The organism is Streptomyces sp. NBC_01210, assembly GCF_036010325.1.
Lineage (GTDB): Bacteria > Actinomycetota > Actinomycetes > Streptomycetales > Streptomycetaceae > Streptomyces.
In genome coordinates this window covers 5,381,689-5,404,277 of record NZ_CP108549.1, presented here as the reverse complement: position 1 = coordinate 5,404,277, position 22,589 = coordinate 5,381,689, and the positions used below count along the sequence as shown (strand labels likewise).

At 66.8% G+C, this 22,589-nt stretch carries 17 protein-coding genes and 3 rRNA genes; 5 read left to right on the top strand and 15 right to left on the bottom strand.

Features of this window, described 5'->3' with window-relative positions; genetic code table 11:
- Positions 1-124 precede the first annotated feature (124 nt).
- The 7 genes from OG735_RS24595 to OG735_RS24565 all read right to left on the bottom strand — a co-directional run bounded on the left by OG735_RS24595 (position 125) and on the right by OG735_RS24565 (position 9,368).
- A complete protein-coding gene (locus OG735_RS24595) occupies positions 125-940 on the bottom strand; it encodes a phosphatase (protein WP_327328440.1) in 816 nt (271 codons plus the stop codon).
- 160 nt (positions 941-1,100) lie between these two features.
- Positions 1,101-2,276: an acetoin utilization protein AcuC gene (locus tag OG735_RS24590; RefSeq protein WP_327325328.1), complete on the bottom strand. Its 1,176-nt coding sequence runs from the start codon at positions 2,274-2,276 to the stop codon at positions 1,101-1,103.
- Entirely contained in the window at positions 2,227-3,465 is a 1,239-nt protein-coding gene (locus OG735_RS24585; protein ID WP_327325327.1) for an MFS transporter, read from the bottom strand. The genes OG735_RS24590 and OG735_RS24585 overlap by 50 nt, the downstream gene beginning before the upstream one ends.
- Positions 3,466-3,508: 43 nt before the next feature.
- Positions 3,509-4,153 carry an HAD family hydrolase gene (locus OG735_RS24580; RefSeq protein ID WP_327325326.1) on the bottom strand — a complete coding sequence of 215 codons (645 nt, stop codon included), beginning with the start codon at positions 4,151-4,153 and terminating at the stop codon, positions 3,509-3,511.
- 63 nt (positions 4,154-4,216) lie between these two features.
- A 5S ribosomal RNA gene (gene rrf / locus OG735_RS24575) occupies positions 4,217-4,333 on the bottom strand.
- A gap of 86 nt (positions 4,334-4,419) precedes the next feature.
- Positions 4,420-7,543 (bottom strand): 23S ribosomal RNA (locus tag OG735_RS24570).
- A 299-nt stretch (positions 7,544-7,842) separates the two neighbouring features.
- A 16S ribosomal RNA gene (locus OG735_RS24565) occupies positions 7,843-9,368 on the bottom strand.
- Together the 16S, 23S and 5S rRNA genes form the textbook arrangement of a ribosomal RNA operon.
- Positions 9,369-10,216: 848 nt before the next feature.
- Here OG735_RS24565 and trpS point away from each other — a divergent pair.
- Positions 10,217-11,212, top strand: a complete 996-nt coding sequence (gene trpS, locus OG735_RS24560) for a tryptophan--tRNA ligase (protein ID WP_327325325.1) — start codon at positions 10,217-10,219, stop codon at positions 11,210-11,212.
- Between the two features lie 72 nt (positions 11,213-11,284).
- Here trpS and proC read toward each other — a convergent pair whose 3' ends face one another.
- Positions 11,285-12,094: a pyrroline-5-carboxylate reductase gene (proC, locus tag OG735_RS24555; RefSeq protein WP_327325324.1), complete on the bottom strand. Its 810-nt coding sequence runs from the start codon at positions 12,092-12,094 to the stop codon at positions 11,285-11,287.
- A gap of 161 nt (positions 12,095-12,255) precedes the next feature.
- The gene (locus OG735_RS24550) at positions 12,256-13,182 is read right to left on the bottom strand and encodes a L,D-transpeptidase (RefSeq protein WP_327325323.1); all 927 of its coding nucleotides are present in this window, start codon (positions 13,180-13,182) and stop codon (positions 12,256-12,258) included.
- Positions 13,183-13,318: 136 nt separating this feature from the next.
- Between OG735_RS24550 and OG735_RS24545 the strand changes: the two genes are divergently transcribed.
- Together OG735_RS24545 and OG735_RS24540 are read left to right on the top strand one after the other, a co-directional pair.
- A complete protein-coding gene (locus OG735_RS24545) occupies positions 13,319-13,825 on the top strand; it encodes a SigE family RNA polymerase sigma factor (RefSeq protein ID WP_327325322.1) in 507 nt (168 codons plus the stop codon).
- A complete protein-coding gene (locus OG735_RS24540; protein WP_327325321.1) occupies positions 13,818-14,432 on the top strand; it encodes a hypothetical protein in 615 nt (204 codons plus the stop codon). The genes OG735_RS24545 and OG735_RS24540 overlap by 8 nt, the downstream gene beginning before the upstream one ends.
- Here OG735_RS24540 and OG735_RS24535 read toward each other — a convergent pair.
- Complete coding sequence (locus OG735_RS24535; protein WP_327325320.1) at positions 14,429-15,166, bottom strand: ABC transporter permease; 738 nt, start codon at positions 15,164-15,166, stop codon at positions 14,429-14,431. The two genes, OG735_RS24540 and OG735_RS24535, sit on opposite strands and share 4 nt — an antisense overlap.
- Complete coding sequence (locus OG735_RS24530) at positions 15,163-15,975, bottom strand: ABC transporter ATP-binding protein (RefSeq protein WP_327325319.1); 813 nt, start codon at positions 15,973-15,975, stop codon at positions 15,163-15,165. Before OG735_RS24530 ends, OG735_RS24535 begins: the two co-directional genes overlap by 4 nt.
- A gap of 103 nt (positions 15,976-16,078) precedes the next feature.
- Here OG735_RS24530 and OG735_RS24525 point away from each other — a divergent pair, with 103 nt between their 5' ends.
- The gene (locus tag OG735_RS24525) at positions 16,079-16,540 is read left to right on the top strand and encodes a hypothetical protein (protein ID WP_327325318.1); all 462 of its coding nucleotides are present in this window, start codon (positions 16,079-16,081) and stop codon (positions 16,538-16,540) included.
- A gap of 83 nt (positions 16,541-16,623) precedes the next feature.
- Here the strand turns inward: OG735_RS24525 and OG735_RS24520 are convergent, their stop codons facing one another.
- Genes OG735_RS24520 through OG735_RS24510 form a run of 3 tightly spaced genes read right to left on the bottom strand, consistent with a single transcriptional unit; the run spans position 16,624 to position 18,356 of the window.
- Positions 16,624-17,388, bottom strand: a complete 765-nt coding sequence (locus OG735_RS24520) for a class I SAM-dependent methyltransferase (RefSeq protein WP_327325317.1) — start codon at positions 17,386-17,388, stop codon at positions 16,624-16,626.
- A gap of 24 nt (positions 17,389-17,412) precedes the next feature.
- Entirely contained in the window at positions 17,413-17,988 is a 576-nt protein-coding gene (locus OG735_RS24515) for a hypothetical protein (RefSeq protein ID WP_442812481.1), read from the bottom strand.
- 35 nt (positions 17,989-18,023) lie between these two features.
- On the bottom strand, positions 18,024-18,356 hold the full coding sequence (locus OG735_RS24510; protein WP_327325316.1) for a peptidase: 333 nt from the start codon (positions 18,354-18,356) through the stop codon (positions 18,024-18,026).
- A 127-nt stretch (positions 18,357-18,483) separates the two neighbouring features.
- Between OG735_RS24510 and OG735_RS24505 the strand changes: the two genes are divergently transcribed.
- The gene (locus OG735_RS24505; protein WP_327325315.1) at positions 18,484-20,628 is read left to right on the top strand and encodes a serine/threonine-protein kinase; all 2,145 of its coding nucleotides are present in this window, start codon (positions 18,484-18,486) and stop codon (positions 20,626-20,628) included.
- 96 nt (positions 20,629-20,724) lie between these two features.
- Here OG735_RS24505 and ilvD read toward each other — a convergent pair whose 3' ends face one another.
- Positions 20,725-22,575 (bottom strand): dihydroxy-acid dehydratase, encoded by a 1,851-nt coding sequence (ilvD, locus tag OG735_RS24500; RefSeq protein WP_327325314.1) that lies wholly within the window; start codon positions 22,573-22,575, stop codon positions 20,725-20,727.
- Positions 22,576-22,589: the final 14 nt, after the last annotated feature.

Here is a 22,589-nt window from a genome sequence, read left to right as displayed (position 1 = left end):
CACCTGTACCTTCCGCACCCGACGCGCACCGGCTTCCCCTCCGGTGACTCTTCGTCGCTGTGCGCTCACTCCCCAGACTAGGGGCGTGTGGTGCGAGTGGGGAAGAGGAGCAGCCATCGGCCGCCTACTGTGACAGACACGCTCGATTGAGTACATAGCGAGTAAGCGGTCGGTAGTAATCAGACCGCACTGCGTCATCAAGCGGAACGACGACGGACACGCGCCCCTCGGCCTCGCCGACAAAGAGGGCGGGGTCGTCCGTATCCGCCAGGCCGATGGCCTCAATCCCCAACTGACCTGCCCCGCAGACCCAGCCGTGGTCCCCGACCACCAGCTCGGGCAGCGGCCCGCCACCCTCCATCGCACCCTCCAGGGCGACCCGAACCGGGAGCGGTGAATGGGTATGCGCGCCGGTTGCACTCCCGGCGCCCCGAGCGCCGGGTTCCCGCACCAGCGCGACTCCTCGTACGTAGTCAAGGTTGTACGTGCGTACCCCGAACCGGGTCGTTATGTCGACACATCGCCCCTGCGCGGGGGTGAGTACCAGGCAACCTGCCGCCGACAAAGCGTCTGCCAGCCCGGCGTAGAACCCGAGGAGCCGATGCGGATGCCCGGTCCCGAACATCACGGGCGCCCGCCGCGCGGCCACCTCCCCAAGCCGTTCGGCAAACGCGGCGAGCCCGGCCAACGTCCGCTCCGGATCGATGACATCGGGCCCGGTGACATGCTCGGGATCACCGGAGACCCCACACTTGTCAGCCATCAGCGCGATCAAATCCCGCTCGCTCCAGGCCCATTCGGGATCAAGCCCGAGAGTCACCCGGGGATCTCTGGCGGCGAAGAGCCGATAGCTGCGCAGACTCGCTTCCCGCGATGTAGCCACGGTCCCGGCCAACCGGGCCGCCAGCAGATGCGCCCGCAGCGCTCCGGTGCTCAACACTCTGTCGATGCTCCCGCACCGGTACTGGTTCCGGACCAAAAGCGCGGATACCACCCACAGTTGGCGTAACAGCTGCATGGCCGCACGGCGCGGTGCTACGACCCGCGCCCCGGTCCTGCCCCAACGCCCCGGCCCGGTACCTAAGACGCTGCGCCGCCCCCTACGCCAACAAGCCCCGCAACGGAAACGCCGCCCGCCGTGTAGCCAGCACCGCCTGGTCCAGCCGATCCGCCGGGTCGTACCCCTCCTCCCACTCCCGCCACACCGGCTCCCGCCCGTCCGTCATCCGCCCAGGCGCCACCCGCCGTGTCCGCGCATACACCTCATCCCGCCACGACGACGGAATCACCGACTCCGGCTCCACCGGAGCATGCGCCGCGATCCCCACCAGATGCGTCCACGACCTCGGTACGACATCCACCACTTCGTAACCCCCGCCCCCCAGCGCCACCCAGCGGCCGCCCTCCACGTACTGGTGCGCCAGGGCATGACACGACGCCTGTACCGCCCGCTGCGCATCCAGCGACACCGCCAGGTGCGCCAGCGGATCCTCGAAGTGCGTATCCGCCCCGTGCTGCGTCACCAGCACCTGCGGCCGGAAGTCCGCCAGCAGCTCCGGCACCACCGCATGAAAGGCCCGCAGCCAGCCCGCGTCACCCGTCCCGGCCGGCAACGCCACATTCACCGCACTGCCCTCACCCGCCCCGGTGGCCCCGGTCTCCTGCGGCCACCCGGTCTGCGGAAACAGCGTGGACGGATGCTCGTGCAACGACACCGTCAGCACCCGCGGGTCCTCCCAGAACGCCGCCTGGACCCCGTCCCCGTGATGCACATCGACATCCACGTACGCGACCCGCTCCACGCCCAGCTCCAGCAACCGGGCAATGGCCAGCGCCGCGTCGTTGTAAATACAGAACCCGGAAGCCGACCCCGGCATCGCATGGTGCAGCCCGCCCGCGAAGTTCACCGCATGCTCGGCCTCACCCCGCCACACCGCCTCCGCGGCCCCCACCGACTGCCCGGCGATCAGCGCCGACGCCTCATGCATTCCTGCGAAGGCCGGATCGTCCATCGTCCCCAACCCGTACGACTGATCGGCCGCCCGAGGGTTGAGAGACGCGGCCCGAACCGCCGCCACATAGTCCTCGCGGTGTACGAGTCTGAGCGTCGAGTCCCCGGCCGGCTTCGCGGCCACCACATCCACCGCACGATCCAGTCCGTACGCCCGCACCAACCCCATGGTCAGCGCAAGCCGCACCGGATCCATCGGATGGCCGTCCCCGAAGTCATACTTCGTTACCGCCTCGTCCCACATCAACAACCCGCGGCCGCTCATGCACGCCACCGTACCGGGCGGTATCCGCCCCGAACGATCTGACGTACCACAACGTCACCAGCACCAACACCATCGGCACGACCATCGCCCACCGATAGCTCCATGCATCGCCCAGCGCGCCCACCAACGGTGACCCGATCAAGAACCCCACATAGTTGAAGACATTCAGCCGCGCCACCGCCGCGTCGCTCGCCCCCGGGAACAACCGCCCCGCCGCCGCGAATGTCTGCGGCACGATCACACACAGCCCGAGCCCCAGCATGGTGAACCCGAGCATCCCCACCCAGGCCCCCGGTGCCACGGCCACCACTCCGAACCCGGCCGCGGCCAGCACCGTCCCGCACCGCACGACCGCCACCGCCCCGAACCGCCGCACGCCGAGATCCCCGACTGCCCGGCCCAGCAGCGTGGTGACCATATAGGCGTTGTACGGAACGGTCGCGAGCTCCTCCGAGCTCCCCAGCACGTCCTGCAGGTACTTCGCGCTCCAATTCGAGACGGTCGAGTCCCCGATGTAAGCGAAGGTCATCACCAGACAGAGCGGCAGCAGCAGCGTGAAAGCGCCCGCCTGCCACTCCCCCGCACCCTTCTCCGCATCCCCACCCTTCTCCACATCCCGTTCGGCCCGTTCCCCGTCCGCGTACCACCGACTCCCGACCAGCGCCGTCGGCAACAGCACCAGCACCACCGGCAGATACGACATGAGCAGCGACAGGTCCCAGTGCGCGCCGACCCAGGCGAGCGAGGCACCCGCGATCCCGCCGAGGCTGTACGCGGCGTGGAAGCCGAGCATGATGCTGCGCCCGTACGCCCGCTGCAGGCTGACCCCGAGCATGTTCATGGACGCGTCCAGCGCGCCCACCGCCAGCCCGAACCCGCCCAGCGCGACGGCGACCTGCCATATCTCGCTACCGGCCGCCACGCCGAGAAGCGCCAGCAGCACCATGGGCTGAGCCCATCGGAGCACCGCACTCGGCGTGACCCGCTTCACCAGCCGCTCGGTGATCACGCTCGCCACACCGGCGAGGATCGGTACTGCGGCCAGGAAAGCGGGCAGCAGGCCGTCGGATATTCCGTACCGGTCCTGGATGGCGGGGATACGCGTCACGAGCAGGGCGAAGGCCACCCCCTGCGCGAAGAAGCTCAACGCCAAGGAAGCCCGCCCGTGCCGCAACCGCGCATCTGTCATGGCCGCACAGCGTAGGCCGCCGATCTACCCATGGGTAGATCGATCACACGAGCAATGCAGGCAACTCCGCCATCCCGTCGAAGTACCCCTTGGCCCCATCGAGCTTCTCGGCAGCCGTCATCGCCGTGAACCCGTACACATCTATCCCGGCCGCCCTGGCCGCCGCCACCCCGAGGGGACTGTCCTCCACGACGACGCAACGCTCCGGCGCCACCCCCATCCGCTCAGCCGCATGGAGGAACAGATCCGGCGCCGGCTTCCCGCGCCCCACATCCTGCGCGCTGAAGACGGTGGCGTCCTCGAACCACCGGTCCAGCCCGGTCTTCCGGTGCCCGACTCGGATCCGCTCATGGCTCCCGGAGGAGGCAACGCAGTACGGCACCCCGTCCGCGACCAGCTTTTCCAGCACCTCGGTCACACCGTCGACGGCGACCAACTCCCGCTCGAAAGCGGCAAAGACGCGAGCGTGCAGGGTCTCGTCGAAGTCCGCGGGCAACGTCTGCCCGGTCCGCTCCCGCACAAGGTCGTGCACACGGTGCACAGCGGCGCCCATGTAGTCACGGAGGGAGTCCTCGTACGAGGTGGGGTGCCCGAGCTCGGTGAGATAGCCGGCCAGGATGGTGTTGGAGATCGGTTCGCTGTCGACGAGCACTCCGTCGTTGTCAAAGATGACGAGGTCATAGCGCATGCCTTGACCCTAAACGCAGAAAAGCCCCGCACCATAACGGTGCGGGGCTTTCCCACAATGATTGTTCGGCGGCGTCCTACTCTCCCACAGGGTCCCCCCTGCAGTACCATCGGCGCTGAAAGGCTTAGCTTCCGGGTTCGGAATGTAACCGGGCGTTTCCCTAACGCTATGACCACCGAAACTCTATGAAGATGTACGACCCGGAATCCCCACAGGGGACTCGACAGTTCGTTGCTTCAGAACTAACACAGTGGACGCGAGCAACTGAGGACAAGCCCTCGGCCTATTAGTACCAGTCAGCTTCACCGGTTGCCCGGCTTCCACATCTGGCCTATCAACCCAGTCGTCTACTGGGAGCCTTAACCCCTCAAGGGGGTGGGAGTCCTCATCTCGAAGCAGGCTTCCCGCTTAGATGCTTTCAGCGGTTATCCTTTCCGAACGTAGCCAACCAGCCATGCCCTTGGCAGGACAACTGGCACACCAGAGGTTCGTCCGTCCCGGTCCTCTCGTACTAGGGACAGCCCTTCTCAAGACTCCTGCGCGCGCAGCGGATAGGGACCGAACTGTCTCACGACGTTCTAAACCCAGCTCGCGTACCGCTTTAATGGGCGAACAGCCCAACCCTTGGGACCGACTCCAGCCCCAGGATGCGACGAGCCGACATCGAGGTGCCAAACCATCCCGTCGATATGGACTCTTGGGGAAGATCAGCCTGTTATCCCCGGGGTACCTTTTATCCGTTGAGCGACGGCGCTTCCACAAGCCACCGCCGGATCACTAGTCCCGACTTTCGTCCCTGCTCGACCCGTCGGTCTCACAGTCAAGCTCCCTTGTGCACTTACACTCAACACCTGATTGCCAACCAGGCTGAGGGAACCTTTGGGCGCCTCCGTTACCCTTTGGGAGGCAACCGCCCCAGTTAAACTACCCATCAGACACTGTCCCTGATCCGGATCACGGACCCAGGTTAGACATCCAGCACGACCAGAGTGGTATTTCAACGATGACTCCCCCTGAACTGGCGTCCAGAGTTCACAGTCTCCCACCTATCCTACACAAGCCGAACCGAACACCAATATCAAACTGTAGTAAAGGTCCCGGGGTCTTTCCGTCCTGCTGCGCGAAACGAGCATCTTTACTCGTAGTGCAATTTCACCGGGCCTATGGTTGAGACAGTCGAGAAGTCGTTACGCCATTCGTGCAGGTCGGAACTTACCCGACAAGGAATTTCGCTACCTTAGGATGGTTATAGTTACCACCGCCGTTTACTGGCGCTTAAGTTCTCAGCTTCGCCACACCGAAATGTGACTAACCGGTCCCCTTAACGTTCCAGCACCGGGCAGGCGTCAGTCCGTATACATCGCCTTACGGCTTCGCACGGACCTGTGTTTTTAGTAAACAGTCGCTTCTCGCTGGTCTCTGCGGCCACCCCCAGCTCTGGCAGTAAATGCCGTCACCGGTGATGGCCCCCCTTCTCCCGAAGTTACGGGGGCATTTTGCCGAGTTCCTTAACCATAGTTCACCCGAACGCCTCGGTATTCTCTACCTGACCACCTGAGTCGGTTTAGGGTACGGGCCGCCATGAAACTCGCTAGAGGCTTTTCTCGACAGCATAGGATCATCCACTTCACCACAATCGGCTCGGCATCAGGTCTCAGCCTTAATGTGTGACGGATTTGCCTATCACACGGCCTACACCCTTACCCCGGGACAACCACCGCCCGGGCTGGACTACCTTCCTGCGTCACCCCATCGCTTACCTACTACCACCTTGGGCCGGCGGCTCCACCACTCCCCTCAACTCCGAAGAGATCAGGGCGGCTTCACGGCCTTAGCATTAATGGGCTCGATACTGGGCGTTTCAAAGCGGGTACCGGAATATCAACCGGTTGTCCATCGACTACGCCTGTCGGCCTCGCCTTAGGTCCCGACTTACCCTGGGCAGATCAGCTTGACCCAGGAACCCTTAGTCAATCGGCGCACACGTTTCTCACGTGTGTATCGCTACTCATGCCTGCATTCTCACTCGTGAACCGTCCACCACTCGCTTACGCGGCGGCTTCACCCGGCACACGACGCTCCCCTACCCATCACAGCGGGCGTTGGCCCTATTGCTGCAATGACACGACTTCGGCGGTACGCTTGAGCCCCGCTACATTGTCGGCGCGGAATCACTTGACCAGTGAGCTATTACGCACTCTTTCAAGGGTGGCTGCTTCTAAGCCAACCTCCTGGTTGTCTCTGCGACTCCACATCCTTTCCCACTTAGCGTACGCTTAGGGGCCTTAGTCGATGCTCTGGGCTGTTTCCCTCTCGACCATGGAGCTTATCCCCCACAGTCTCACTGCCGCGCTCTCACTTACCGGCATTCGGAGTTTGGCTAAGGTCAGTAACCCGGTAGGGCCCATCGCCTATCCAGTGCTCTACCTCCGGCAAGAAACACACGACGCTGCACCTAAATGCATTTCGGGGAGAACCAGCTATCACGGAGTTTGATTGGCCTTTCACCCCTAACCACAGGTCATCCCCCAGGTTTTCAACCCTGGTGGGTTCGGTCCTCCACGAAGTCTTACCTCCGCTTCAACCTGCCCATGGCTAGATCACTCCGCTTCGGGTCTTGAGCGCGCTACTGAATCGCCCTGTTCGGACTCGCTTTCGCTACGGCTTCCCCACACGGGTTAACCTCGCAACACACCGCAAACTCGCAGGCTCATTCTTCAAAAGGCACGCAGTCACGACTGCATGTGCAAGCACACACAGCGACGCTCCCACGGCTTGTAGGCACACGGTTTCAGGTACTATTTCACTCCGCTCCCGCGGTACTTTTCACCATTCCCTCACGGTACTATCCGCTATCGGTCACCAGGGAATATTTAGGCTTAGCGGGTGGTCCCGCCAGATTCACACGGGATTTCTCGGGCCCCGTGCTACTTGGGTGTCGCACAAGCAAGCCGCTGATGTTTCAGCTACGGGGGTCTTACCCTCTACGCCGGACCTTTCGCATGTCCTTCGCCTACATCAACGGTTTCTGACTCGCCCAACAGCCGGCAGACTGTTGAAGTGCGATCCCACAACCCCGTATGCGCAACCCCTGCCGGGTATCACACGCATACGGTTTGGCCTCATCCGGTTTCGCTCGCCACTACTCCCGGAATCACGGTTGTTTTCTCTTCCTGAGGGTACTGAGATGTTTCACTTCCCCTCGTTCCCTCCACACTGCCTATGTGTTCAGCAGTGGGTGACAGCCCATGACGACTGCCGGGTTTCCCCATTCGGAAACCCCCGGATCAAAGCCTGGTTGACGGCTCCCCGGGGACTATCGTGGCCTCCCACGTCCTTCATCGGTTCCTGGTGCCAAGGCATCCACCGTGCGCCCTTAAAAACTTGGCCACAGATGCTCGCGTCCACTGTGCAGTTCTCAAACAACGACCAGCCACCCACCACCCCGCTCTCACGAGCGAGTTCACTGGGGCCGGCATCGCGAAGGGCGAGCTCACGCTCGCACCCTCAGATACCCAACAGCGCGCCCGGCACGACCCACCAACTCTCACGTTCCACGCCGAAGCAGTACTAGTGAAGCCAGCAAACCGTGCCGAATAGTCAACGTTCCACCCATGAGCAACCAGCACCGGACATTCGCCGGTGTTCTGGCCTCTGACCGGGCAAGCCCGGTAAGAAGTGCTCCTTAGAAAGGAGGTGATCCAGCCGCACCTTCCGGTACGGCTACCTTGTTACGACTTCGTCCCAATCGCCAGTCCCACCTTCGACAGCTCCCTCCCACAAGGGGTTGGGCCACCGGCTTCGGGTGTTACCGACTTTCGTGACGTGACGGGCGGTGTGTACAAGGCCCGGGAACGTATTCACCGCAGCAATGCTGATCTGCGATTACTAGCAACTCCGACTTCATGGGGTCGAGTTGCAGACCCCAATCCGAACTGAGACCGGCTTTTTGAGATTCGCTCCGCCTCGCGGCATCGCAGCTCATTGTACCGGCCATTGTAGCACGTGTGCAGCCCAAGACATAAGGGGCATGATGACTTGACGTCGTCCCCACCTTCCTCCGAGTTGACCCCGGCAGTCTCCTGTGAGTCCCCATCACCCCGAAGGGCATGCTGGCAACACAGAACAAGGGTTGCGCTCGTTGCGGGACTTAACCCAACATCTCACGACACGAGCTGACGACAGCCATGCACCACCTGTATACCGACCACAAGGGGGGCACCATCTCTGATGCTTTCCGGTATATGTCAAGCCTTGGTAAGGTTCTTCGCGTTGCGTCGAATTAAGCCACATGCTCCGCTGCTTGTGCGGGCCCCCGTCAATTCCTTTGAGTTTTAGCCTTGCGGCCGTACTCCCCAGGCGGGGAACTTAATGCGTTAGCTGCGGCACCGACGACGTGGAATGTCGCCAACACCTAGTTCCCAACGTTTACGGCGTGGACTACCAGGGTATCTAATCCTGTTCGCTCCCCACGCTTTCGCTCCTCAGCGTCAGTAATGGCCCAGAGATCCGCCTTCGCCACCGGTGTTCCTCCTGATATCTGCGCATTTCACCGCTACACCAGGAATTCCGATCTCCCCTACCACACTCTAGCTAGCCCGTATCGAATGCAGACCCGGGGTTAAGCCCCGGGCTTTCACATCCGACGTGACAAGCCGCCTACGAGCTCTTTACGCCCAATAATTCCGGACAACGCTTGCGCCCTACGTATTACCGCGGCTGCTGGCACGTAGTTAGCCGGCGCTTCTTCTGCAGGTACCGTCACTTTCGCTTCTTCCCTGCTGAAAGAGGTTTACAACCCGAAGGCCGTCATCCCTCACGCGGCGTCGCTGCATCAGGCTTTCGCCCATTGTGCAATATTCCCCACTGCTGCCTCCCGTAGGAGTCTGGGCCGTGTCTCAGTCCCAGTGTGGCCGGTCGCCCTCTCAGGCCGGCTACCCGTCGTCGCCTTGGTAGGCCATCACCCCACCAACAAGCTGATAGGCCGCGGGCTCATCCTTCACCGCCGGAGCTTTCAACCCCTCCCCATGCAGGGAGGAGTGTTATCCGGTATTAGACCCCGTTTCCAGGGCTTGTCCCAGAGTGAAGGGCAGATTGCCCACGTGTTACTCACCCGTTCGCCACTAATCCACCCCGAAGGGCTTCATCGTTCGACTTGCATGTGTTAAGCACGCCGCCAGCGTTCGTCCTGAGCCAGGATCAAACTCTCCATGAATGTTCTCCCGTGATCGGGATCAACACCACTTAGAGCGGAACAGCCGGTCGGAATAAGACCGACTGTTCACAGCGTCCTCGCTGTGTCATTGCCTGCCACTGCAGAGCAGCAGCAGGACTTTCAAAGGAACCTCGAACCTGCCGAAACAGGCCGGGGTATCAACATATCTGGCGTTGACTTTTGGCACGCTGTTGAGTTCTCAAGGAACGGACGCTTCCTTTGTACTCACCCGCAGAACATTTTCTGGGGTTTTCCTCCGGGCGCTTCCCTTCGGTCTTGCGTTTCCGACTCTATCAGACTCTTTCGTGTCCGATTCCCCGTCGGAGCGGGGTTCGCTTTCCGGCCTTTCGGCTTTCCGGCGGTTCCGACTCTATCAGATCCTTTCGGGCCTGACTCCCAGTCAGCGGGGTTTGTCCTTCCGGCTGGTGGGCCGTTCCGACGAGTGAGACTTTAGCGGAATCCTGTCCCCCGACGCTAATCGGGGCTGCGCCCATTCGAACGCGGATTCCTCATTTCGCAAAAGCGCACAGAAAGCCGGGCGACGGAGTGTCGCTCGCTTGTAGTGGGTCTTGCGGAATGGCTGTCCGGGGACCGGCCGAAGTCGGTGCTCACGTCGGACAACTCGGAGAACACTACGGATGCCCGTATGTGCTGTCAACCTCGGGCCCGGCGGCGTACTCTCGAGCGCATGACAACGCGTACGTGCTTCCTTCAGTGGTGGGCCGCCTGACGGCGGCCGGCACTTACGCATGCACTCAACGGCCGCCGCTTCGGCGGCCGTTCTCGTTACTCCCTCCGGGAGTCCGGCCGCTCGACGCGGCGGCTCCCATCAGGAGACGGAGAGCGGGATGACGCGGATCTTCAGCGGTATCAAGCCGACAGGGCATCTGACCCTGGGCAACTACCTCGGAGCCCTGTGCAGGTGGGTCGAGGTCGATCAACATCAGTCGGACGCGCTGTTCAGTGTGGTCGACCTCCATGCGCTGACCATGGAGCACGATCCGGCGCGGGTGCGCAGACTCAGTCGGCAGGCCGCGACGCTCATGCTGGCGGCGGGCCTGGATCCGGAGCGGTGCACCGTATTCGTACAGAGTCATGTGGACGAGCACGCGCGGCTCTCCTATCTGCTGGAGTGCACGGCGACGGACGGCGAACTGCGGCGCATGATCCAGTACAAGGAGAAGAGCGCGCAGGCACGGGCGACCGGACAGAGTGTGCGGGTGTCGCTGCTGACGTATCCGGTGCTGATGGCGGCGGACATCCTGGCGTACGGGGCCGATGAGGTGCCTGTGGGTGACGACCAGGCCCAGCATGTGGAGCTGACCCGCGATCTGGCCGTGCGGTTCAACCAGAGGTACGGGCATACGTTCACGGTGCCGAAGGCAACGCATCCGCCGGTGGCGGCGCGCGTCATGGATCTGCAGGACCCCACCTCGAAGATGGGGAAGTCGCACGAGTCCGGGGCCGGGATCGTCTATCTGCTCGATGACGCGGACATGGTGCGCAAGAAGATCATGCGAGCGGTCACGGACAGCGGGCTCGAGGTCGAGTACGACCGGGAGAGCAGGCCAGGGATCGCGAATCTGCTCGAAATTCTGGCGTCTTGCGAAGGTGGGAACCCGAACGAGTTGGCCGGTGTATATGAGTCGTACGGAGCGTTGAAGAAGGACACGGCCGAGGCGGTGGTGGAGCTGCTCAGGCCGGTCAGGGAGCGGCATGCCGAGCTGGCGGCGGATCCGGGACGCGTCGATGACGTACTGAGGAAGGGGGCCGAGCGGGCCAGGGGGATGGCGCGGCCGAGGGTCGATGCCGCCTATCGGGCGATCGGGCTGCTGCCCGCGTAGCCGCAGACGGGAGACAGGGGGTGCGGCTGCTCCCGCCGCCGTGGCGCCACGGCGGCGGGGTAGCGGCGATCGTCAGCCGTTGCCCGAGGCGAGTTCACGGCTGCGGTCGCGAGCCGCTTCGAGGGCGGCGATGAGGGCGGCGCGTACACCGTGGTTCTCGAGTTCACGGATGGCGCTGATCGTGGTGCCTGCGGGGGAGGTGACTGCTTCACGGAGCTTGACGGGGTGTTCGCCGCTGTCGCGGAGCATCACGGCGGCGCCGATGGCGGCCTGGACGATCAGGTCGTGGGCCTGGGCGCGGGGGAGACCGAGGAGGATGCCGGCATCGGTCATGGCCTCGACGAGGAAGTAGAAGTACGCCGGACCCGAGCCGGACAGGGCGGTGGCCGCGTCTTGCTGGGACTCGGGGACGCGGAGGGTCTTGCCGACGCCGCCGAAGATCTCCTCGGCATGGGCGAGGTGTTCGCTGGTTGCGTGGCTGCCGGCGGAGATCACGGACATGCCCTCGTCGACGAGGACGGGGGTGTTGGGCATGACACGGACTACGGGCGTGCCTGCGGTCAGGCGCTCCTCGATGAAGGAGGTGGTGATGCCGGCCGCGGCGCTGATGACGAGGCGGTCGGCGGTGATGTGCGGGGCGAGTTCGTCGAGGAGCTTGCCCATGTCCTGGGGCTTGACGGCCAGGATGAGGGTGTCAGCGCGCTTGGCGGCTTCGGCGTTGTTGACGGGCTCGACGCCGTAGCGGGTGCGAAGCTCTTCGGCGCGGTCGGCGCGGCGGGTGGTGACCAGTAGATCGGCGGGGCGCCAGCCGGCGCGGATCATGCCGCTGAGCAGGGCTTCGCCGATCTTGCCCGTGCCGAGGACTGCGACTGTCTGGGTCATGGCTCTGTTCACCTCGCCGGTGGGGATACGTGCCGTCATCCTCGCACCGGGGGCGTGGCTGTGCCGGGCTGTCCGAGGGGCGGTACGGGTGAGCACCGGTCCGCGCCCTCGGACGCCAGGGCCCTGACGGGAGCCGTCGGGACTGACAAGAGCCGCCGGGACTAGAGGGCGCTGCGGGAGCGCCATTCGGACCAGGAGAAGTTCCAGTCGCCGTAGCCATTGCCGGAGGCGACCTGGTCCTTGGAGTTGGTGACGCGGATGACGTCGCCCGGGATGATCTGCTCGTAGAAGCGGCGGGCGGTGCCGTCGGAGGGGAGGCCGATGCAGCCGTGGGTGACGTTGCTGCGCCCGGCGTAGGTGTTGGCCTTCGGGTTCTCGTGGAGGTAGGTGCCCGAAGTGGTGAGGTGGACGGCGTAGCTGTAGTAGCCGGCATAGGCGTCGCCGAGGTTCACGGTTCGGGAGTCCATGAATACGCGGCGCTGCTTGTCCGAGACGACCATCGTGCCGTTCCAGGTGTCCAGGCCTGGACGGCCCGCGGTGATGGGGATGGCCTGGGTGGCGCCGTCCTTGACCACGGTCATCCGGTGGGCGCGGACATCGACCGTGGCCACCAGGGAGCGGGCGATGGTGAGGGAGCGGGAGAGGGAGTCGCCGGCCTTGACGGTGACCCGGGTGCCCGGCTTCCAGTAGGTCCGGGGGCGGAAGTCGACGCGCTGGCCGTCGTGGAGATTGTGGTCCTTGATCCAGGCCCAGGCGCCGGTGACTCCAGGGTTGGCGGTGACCTTGAGTTGGCGTTCCACGTCGGCGCGCTGGGACTTGGGTATCGGGTGCTTGAAGGTCACCGATATCGGCAGGCCGACGCCGACGTGCTGGCCGTCGGTGATGTTGATGGTGGCGTTGGCCAGGTGGCCGAGGGTGGCGGCGGACGGTGGGGTGGCCGTGGGCCGTGGTGCTTCAGGGGTGGAGTTGGCGGCGGGCCGGCGCGGTGGCGCCGCGACGGCGTCCGGTGTCCCGCCCGCGCCCGAGCAGCCGGTGATCGACAGTGCGCAGATCAGGCCGAGTACGGCGGCCTTGATGTGTCGTGGCATTGAGTTCCCCCTGGGTCAGCTGATGGTCAGCCGTGTTGGTCCGGCTTCTGTACGCATGGGACGGGAGGCAGGTTGCACCTGTGGCGGGGATGGTTTTCCGTGGAACCGGCGAGGCGCCGGGGCTGTCCTACCGCTCGTGACGGAGGAGGAATTCGACGCCTTCTACGCGAGCGCCTTCCCCCGGCTTGTGGGGCAGCTGTACGCGTTGACGGGCGATCACGGCGAGGCGCAGGACGTGGTCCAGGAGGCGTTCGTTCGGGCCTGGGACCGGCGTGCCTCATTTCTGGCGGAGTCGGCTCCCGAGGCGTGGATCCGTACGGTCGCGATGCGCCTCGCGGTCAGTCGCTGGCGGCGGGCGCGGCGGTGGCTGGAGCTGGTGCGGCACCATCCACCGACGGACCGCACGCCGGGGCCCGGGCCCGAACACACCGTGCTCGTGGAGGCGTTGCGGAAGCTGCCCGAGGCGCAGCGGCAGGCGGTGGTGCTGCATCATCTCTGCGATCTGAGCATTGAGCAGATCGCCGCGGAGACAGGTTCACCGGCCGGTACGGTCAAGGCGAGGCTGTCGCGCGGCCGGGCCGCCCTCGCCAAGTTGTTGTCTCCAGGGGAGCCTACCGACGACAGGGAGGGCAGCCATGTCTGAGACCGGTCGCGAGCGGGACGGACTCGACTCCGCGCTGCGTGTCCTCGCTGCCGGTGCGGAGGCGCAGCCGTCGCTGTCGGGTGGTCAGATCCGGCGGCGCGGCGAGGCGCGTGGACGTCGTCGGCGGGTGGTCGGGGCGACGGCGGCGGCCGTTGCGCTGATCGCCGGTGTCGCGGTCGGGGTGCCGCAGCTGATGAGGGGGCACGAAGGGCGGCAGTCGCCTGCGGCGGTGCCGCCGAGCCCGTCCGTGTCGGTGCCGGCGCCGGCAGCCACCATCGAGCGCGGCACAGGGACGCTGACGGTCACCAAGGACGGCGTGCAGCCCCGTTCGGTGGTCGTGTTCCTGGGCAAGGTCGCCCCGGGCCGGTTGACAGTTGTGTCCAAGTCCCCGAAGCGCAAGGTCCCCGCGGAGACGATCGCCATGGGGGACTACATGCTCAACGCGAGCTGGGTGGTGGAGCTGTCCAGGCCTGATGGCACCAGCTTGTTCGTCACCCAGTCCCCTTCGGACAAGAGCTTCTCCAAAAGCATGATCGGAGTGGGTTCCCTGGATGCCAAGTGGCTCTACGACCAGCTCGCGGTCGGGGACGTCATCGCCCTGAACTAGGCGGTACGGCGGCGGAGCGTCGCCGCGCCCAGCGCGAGGACCAGGACCGCGCAGGCCGCGACGATCAGGACGTCGCGGGTGAAGTCTGCGGTGGCGTCCGGGTGGCCGAGGACCTGGGTCATGGCGTCGACGGCGTACGACATGGGCAGGACGTTCGAGATGCCTTCCAGGACGGGCTGCATCTTCTCGCGCTGAATGAACAGGCCGCAGAGCAGCAGCTGCGGGAAGATCACGGCCGGCATGAACTGGACGGCCTGGAACTCGGAGGCCGCGAAGGCCGAGACGAAGAGGCCGAGCGCCGTACCGAGCAGGGCGTCGAGAAGTGCGACGAGCAGCAGCAGCCAGGGCGAGCCGATGACGTCCAGGCCCAGCGCCCAGAGCGCGAGGCCGGTGGCGAGGAGGGACTGGACGACGGCGACGAGGCCGAATGCCAGGGCGTAGCCGCCGATCAGGTCGCCTTTGCCGAGCGGCATGGCGAGCAGTCGTTCCAGAGTGCCTGAGGTGCGTTCGCGCAAGGTCGCGATGGATGCCACCAGGAACATCGTGATCAGCGGGAAGATGCCGAGCAGCGAGGCGCCGATGGAGTCGAAAGTCTGCGGGCTGCCGTCGAACACATAGCGCAGCAGGAAGAGCATCACGCACGGCACGAAGATCATCAGTGCGATGGAGCGCGGGTCGTGGCGCAGCTGACGCAGGACGCGGGTGGCGGTGGCGAGGGTGCGTGCGGTGCTCATCGGGCGTTCTCCTGAAGTGCGTCGGCCTCATCGGTGCCGGCCTGACGGGTCTTGGCCTGACGGGCGTTGGCCTCGTCGACCAGGTGGAGGAAGGCTCCCTCGACCGTTGCGGAGCGGGTGCGGGAGCGCAGGAAGTCCGGGCTGTCCTCGGCGAGGATCTCGCCTTCCCGCATCAGGAGCAGGCGGTGGCAGCGCTCGGCCTCGTCCATGACGTGGGAGGAGACAAGGATCGCCGCGCCGCGTTCGTCGGCGAGGCGGTGGAAGAGGTCCCACAGATCGCGGCGCAGAACGGGATCGAGGCCGACGGTCGGTTCGTCGAGGACGAGGAGTTCGGGTGTGCCGAGCAGGGCGACGGCGAGGGAGACACGGGTGCGCTGGCCGCCGGACAGCCGGCCGGCGAGTGCGTCGGCGTGCGAGGTGAGGTCGACGTCGGCGATGGCGCGGGCGACGTGTTCGCGCCGGGCGTCGCGGTGGCGACGGCCTGGCTGCAGGACGGCGGCGAAGTAGTCGAGGTTCTGGCGAACCGTCAGGTCGTCATAGACGGACGGGTCCTGGGTGACGTAGCCGATACGGGAGCGAAGTGCGGCATCGCCCGCCGGTTTGCCGAGGATTTCGAGGGTCCCGGTGACCTTGGCCTGGGTGCCGACGATTGCGCGCATCAGGGTCGACTTGCCACAGCCGGACGGTCCGAGCAGGCCGGTGATCCGGCCGGGCGGGACGGTGAAGTCGATGCCGCGCAGGACGGTGCGGTCTCCTCGTACGACAGTGAGGCCGCGGGCCAGGACGGCAACCCCAAGGGAATTCATCATGTGATGAATAATGCTCCTGGAGCTCTGCCGCGTCAAGAGATGGGGGGTGCGTCAGGGGCATCCCCCATGGCGTTCCCGGGGATGAGCGACGGACCGTGGACATATGAGCCACAACAGTGAGATCTCGAAGGCCGAGCGGCGGCGGCTCGCCGTCGCCGCGGCGACGCTCGGGCCGTGGCGCGCCGCCGCGGCAGTCGGTGCGCTGGGCGGCGGCGTCACCCTCGCACTCGGCACGATCGGCGACGGAATCGGACTCGGCGTGCTGGCCGGTGCGTTGTCGGTCGCGCTGATGCTGTTCTTCATGGTCGGCGGCGCGGGCGCGGTGCTCGGCGACCGGCCGGGCGCGGGCGCCGGTGACGACCGCCGGATACGGCGCTGGGCCGCGGCCCACCCGTGGCGGGTCGCGGCCGTGCCCGGCGCCCTGATGGTCGCCACCGATGTGGTGGTACAGCAGGCGCTGACCGCGCGGGGGCTGTTCGGCAGCCTGTGGGACGGGCTGTGGCTGGGGGCGCTGGTGGTCGGTGTCGTGGGGCTGGTCGGGCGGTTCTCCCGTAAGCGGGCCTGAGCGGCCGGCGCTCATCCCCGCGCCCGGATCAGCGGGATCGCGCCCGGGCGGCAGGCCGCCCGGCCGCAGGAAGCGATACGGCTCTACAGCGTGGACATCCCGGGCGCGCGGAATGTGACCGTCAGGTCGACGGCGTACGCCTCCTCGACGACACCGTCCGGGAAGACCGCGAGCAGCTCGGCACGCTCCCTGGCGAAGAAGGCGGCCGTGGCCTCCTTGCCCAGCACCAGGAAGAGGGAGTGGCTGCCGAGGTTGTCGAGATGGGTGTCGAGCGGGACCTGACGGCTCCAGCGCACCCGGCGTGTCACGGAGTCCAGTCCGTCCGGCAGACGCCGGCCGCGGCCGGCTGCGCCATGGGCGGCGCCGTGTGCCTGGCGACGGATGCGCTCGTCCTGTGCGGCGATCCAGGCGACGTCGAGGTCCGAAACGTTCCACCACAGGGCGAGCGCGCCGCCCGGCCGCAGCACCCGCAGGGCCTCGGGAGCGGAACGGGCCGGGTCGGTCCAGTGCCAGGACTGCGCGTACGTGATGAGGTCGGCGCAGCCGTCGGCCAGCGGCAGCGCGTCACCGAGGCCCCGGACGAGCGGGATGTCAGGGAGGCCGCGGCGCAGCTGGTCGGCCATGCCGGGCCCCGGCTCCACGGCGGTGACGCGGGCGCCGCGGTCACGCAGCAGCCGCGTTGCTATGCCGGTGCCCGCGCCGACGTCGATCACACGGGAGCCCCTGAGCGGACGGCCGGTCAGCTCCTCGACCGTGTCGAAGAGCGCGGGCGGGTAGCCGGGGCGGGCTGCGTCGTACTGAGCGGCGGCCGAGTCGAAGGAGAGTGCGCGCAGCGTGTGATCCGTCATGCGCCCATCCTCACCGGGACGCGCCTACTTACGCTTGGCCTTGGCGCCCTTTGCCTTACGGGCGGCAGGGTTGCCGGTGCGCTTGCCGCGGCGCTTCTCGTACTGGCTGCGGGCCGTCTCGTACTCCTCGCGCCGCAGCTTCTCGCCCGGCGCCTCGGCGAGGGAGCGGAAGAAGTACGCGAGGAGCGCGCCGACGAAGCCGATCGCCTTGAGGCTGCGCAGCGCGTCCTCGGTGGCGGTGCCGGTGGGGCGGCGCGTGAAGCTCTCCCAGGTCTTACGGAAGGCGACGGCGCTGCAGATCGCGAACATGACGATGACCAGCATGTTGACGAAGCCGCCGACGGCGGCGATCTCCAGGCCCTGGTAGCCGAGGCGCAGGACCAGACAGCCGGCGACGGCGGCGGTGAGCGAACCGACGGCGACGCCGACGCGGCGCAGCCCGTAGCCCCCGTCGCGGCCGACCCAGGTCGTGCCGAAGAAACGGATGGGCTCGGGCTGCGGGCCGGTGCCGATGACGCCGCTGCCGCTGCCGGTGCCGGTGTGGCTACCGCTGTTCTCGCTCTGGTTGCTCTGGTTGCTCTGGTTGCTCTGCTCGCTCACGGGGTCGATTATCCCCGGGCGAGGCCGCCGTCCCGTCAGGAGCAGCGGATGGTGACATAGCCGTCGCTGCCGGTCTGCACATAGGCGTCCGAGACGAACTGCCCGTTGGCGATGTTGTCCCAGATGTTGGTGGTGCCGTACGGACCGCTCACCGACTCGCCCGGCTTCTGGCAGTTGATCGGCACCCGGGCTCCGAGCGGGAGCACCTTGATGAGCCGGTAGTTGGTGCCGGGGCCGCTGCGGACGTTCAGCCGGCACCCCGGTGCGACCGGATAGCGCTTCGCCCCCAGCGACTCGTCCGCGGCGGCCCCGGCCGCTGCCGCGACCTCGACGCCCTCGACCCCGTTCTGTACTTCTTCAACAGCCATCCGGCTCTCCCCCGTTGAAACGTGCTCTCTGTACGCCGCGCAGGCTAGCAAGCCACCCCTGCATCGCACGCATCATCGACTAGGCTCCGTGCGTCGCGCTTGCGCACGAACAACACGGGGGTGGGCGATGCCACCGCTGCGCAGCACCGGGCAGTTCCCGGAAGCGGAGCATCCGGAATATGCCGGGCAGTACCGGCTCGAGGCATGCCTGGGCACAGGCGGCATGGGGGTCGTCCATCTGGCCACATCCGCCTCGGGGTTGCGCCTGGCAGTCAAGGTCATCCATGCCGACCATGCTTCGGATCCGGAGTTCAGAGCCCGTTTCCAGCAGGAGGTCACGGCTGCCCGCCGGGTCAGCGGGGCCTTCACCGCCCCCGTCGTCGATGCCGACCCCGAGGCCGAACGGCCCTGGATGGCCACGCTGTTCATCGAGGGCCCGACTCTCGCGGAGCGCGTGAAGCGGAACGGGCCGCTGAATGCGGCGGAGCTGCGCAGGGCCGGCGCGGGACTGGCCGAGGCGCTGCGCGACATCCACCGTGCCGGCGTGGTGCACCGCGATCTCAAGCCGAGCAATGTGCTGTTGGCGCCCGACGGGCCCAAGGTCATCGACTTCGGGATCTCCCGTCCGGCGGACAGTGATCTGCGTACGGAGACGGGCAAGCTGATCGGTACGCCGCCGTTCATGGCGCCCGAGCAGTTCCAGCGTCCGCGCGAGGTAGGACCGGCCGCCGATGTGTTCGCGATGGGCGCGGTGCTGGTCCACGCGGCAACCGGACGAGGGCCCTTCGACTCGGACAGCCCGTACATCGTGGCGTACCAAGTGGTCCACAACGAACCGGACTTGGCAGGTGTGCCGGAGGATCTCGTACCGCTGTTCCGGCGCTGCCTCGCGAAGGACCCGGCGGACCGGCCGACACCGTACGAGCTGATGATCGCGCTGCGTGCCTCCTCGCCGTCGGCCTCGTACGACACCCAGGCCTACATACCTGCGCAGCGGACGCCGGACCCCCGGGAAAGCGCGCCGCGTGGTCTCGCGGCCGGAATCCGGACCGCCCCCCGGGCACGGCGCGGCAAGAAGATCCGGTGGGTGGCCGCCGCGCTCGCGGTGCTGGTCACGGCCGGAATCGTGACCGTACGCGCGGTGGCGGACGGCGACAGCGCGGGATCCGCGCCCGCCTCACCGCGCGCGGAGCAGCGCTTCCACCCCTGGAGCGTCCCGCTGCGCGGCGGGGACGCGGAGAACAGGACTCCGGTCTGCGCTTCCGCGGGCCCGGCGCTGTACTGCACGGCGCCCGGGATCAAAGCCGCCCGGCTGAGCCCGAACGACGGCAGGATGCTCTGGGAGGCGAAGGCGGGCGGCAGCGCGACGCAGACCGACGCGGGCATGACACCCCTGCTCTCCGGAGGGCTGCTGCAGGTCGTGACGCCCGGCGGGGGCCGTCTTGAGGCGCTCGACCCGAAGTCGGGCGAGGTGCGCTGGGACCTGGACATCTCGCCGTACTCAACCGTCCGGCACGCCGCCGATGCGGTGCTGCTGGTGACGGACGGCGGACTCGTGCGGGCCGTCGACGCCACGACGGGCAAGGAGCGCTGGACCCGCCAGCGCGGCGGACGCGGCACCCAGTGGGTCTCCTCCCCCGGCGACGACGGACCGGCCCTCGCCGCGACACCCGCCACGAACGGGGCGTCCACGCTGGTCAGCGCGGTCGACCCGACCAGTGGCGACCTGCTCTGGGAAAAGCGCGTCAAGGGGACACTGAGCCCGGTGCAGCTCGCGGGCGGCGCCCTGTATCTGCTCTCCGCCGACATCGACGGCTTCACGGACGCCGTCGTACGGCTCGACACGGCCGGCAAGTCCCGTACCGTCCGCCGCATTCCACTGTCCGCACCGGTCGACCAGGCCCAGGCTGCGGTGGCCGGTGACACCGTCTATCTGTCCGGCTCCGGAGGCTCCCTCCTCGCCGTCGACACCCGTGCCACCACCGGCACGAAGGCCGCTCAGCTCTGGCGGCTCGAGACCTCGGTCACCCATCTCTCGCGCCCCGCGGCCGACGGACGCGCGGTCTATGTGACGGCCCAGGACGGCCGGCTGCTGGCCGTGGACGCCACCCGCGGCATGCTGCTCGGCCAGTCGAGGCCCCGTATGGACGACGGGCGTTACACCTTCGCGTCCGTACTGCCCACCCCTGTCGCCACCGACGGCAGGGTCGTCGCCGGCGCCCCGGACGGCTCGGTCTTCGCGCTCGATGCGCGGGACCCGGCGAAATGGTGAGCCAGGTCGAAAAGACGGCTGCCCGCCGCCCCTTCGGGCGACGGGCACCACTGGAAACAAGCACCACTGTGCGTGAGGCCGACAGCTAAGCCGTAGTCAGCCGATTCGGGACACGTCCCGGACCGCGCCCTTGTCCGCGCTCGTCGCCATCGCCGCGTACGCCCGCAGCGCCGCCGACACCTTGCGCTCACGCGATTTGGGGGCGTACACGCCGTCCAGCGCCTCGCGGCGGGTGGCCAGCTCGGCCTCGGAGACAAGGAGGTCGATCGAACGGTTCGGGATGTCGATACGGATGCGGTCGCCGTCCTCGACGAGCGCGATGGTCCCGCCCGAGGCCGCCTCCGGCGAGGCGTGGCCGATCGACAGGCCCGACGTGCCGCCGGAGAAGCGGCCGTCCGTCACCAGCGCGCAGGCCTTGCCGAGCCCGCGGCCCTTCAGGAAGGACGTCGGGTAGAGCATCTCCTGCATACCGGGGCCGCCCTTGGGGCCCTCGTAGCGGATGACGACGACGTCGCCCTCCTTGATCTCCTTGCGGAGGATCTTGTCGACCGCCTCTTCCTGCGATTCGCAGACGACGGCCGGACCCTCGAAGGTCCAGATCGACTCGTCGACGCCGGCCGTCTTCACGACACAGCCGTCGACCGCCAGATTCCCCTTGAGGACGGCCAGTCCGCCGTCCTTGGAGTACGCGTGCGCCGCGTCGCGGATGCAGCCGCCCGCCGCGTCCGTGTCCAGGCTCTCCCAGCGCTCGGACTGCGAGAAGGCGGTCGCGGACCGCACACAGCCCGGCGCCGCGTGCCACAGCTCGACGGCCGTCTCGGACGGCGAGCCACCCCGGACGTCCCACGTTTCCAGCCAGTCCTTGATGCCGGACGAGTGGACGCTGTGCACGTCCTCGTCGAGCATCCCGGCGCGGTACAGCTCACCGAGGATGGCGGGGATGCCGCCGGCGCGGTGCACATCCTCCATGTAGTACGTGCCGCCGGGGGCGACGTTCGGGGCGACCTTCGCCAGACACGGGACGCGGCGCGAGACCGCGTCGATGTCCTTGAGGTCGTAGTCGAGCCCGGCCTCCTGCGCGGCGGCAAGCAGGTGCAGGATCGTGTTGGTCGAGCCGCCCATGGCGATGTCGAGTGCCATGGCGTTGTCGAAGGCGGCGCGGGTGGCGATATTGCGCGGCAGGACGGACTCGTCGTCCTGCTCGTAGTAGCGCTTGGTGATCTCGACGACGGTGCGGCCCGCGTTCTCGTACAGCGCCTTGCGGGCGGTGTGCGTGGCCAGTACCGAGCCGTTGCCCGGCAGCGAGAGGCCCATGGCCTCGGTCAGGCAGTTCATCGAGTTGGCGGTGAACATGCCGGAACAGGAGCCGCAGGTCGGGCAGGCGTTCTCCTCGATACGGAGGACATCCTCGTCCGAGACGTTCTCGTTGACCGCGTCCACGATGGCGTTGATCAGGTCGAGCTTGCGGACCGTGCCGTCGACGAGCGTGGCCTGGCCGGCCTCCATCGGGCCGCCGGAGACGAAGACCACCGGGATGTTGAGGCGCAGCGCGGCCATCAGCATGCCCGGCGTGATCTTGTCGCAGTTGGAGATGCAGATCAGCGCGTCCGCGCAGTGCGCCTCGACCATGTACTCGACGGAGTCGGCGATCAGGTCGCGGGACGGCAGCGAGTACAGCATTCCGGCATGGCCCATCGCGATGCCGTCGTCGACCGCGATCGTGTTGAACTCGCGCGGCACCGCGCCCGCCGCCAGGATCGCGTCGGAGACGATCCGGCCGACCGGTGCGAGGTGGGTGTGTCCGGGCACGAACTCGGTGAAGGAGTTGGCGACCGCGATGATCGGCTTACCGATGTCCGAGCTCGCTACGCCCGACGCCCGCATAAGGGCGCGGGCGCCTGCCATATTGCGGCCGTGGGTGACAGTGCGGGACCTCAGCTCGGGCATCGTCGCTCGCTCCT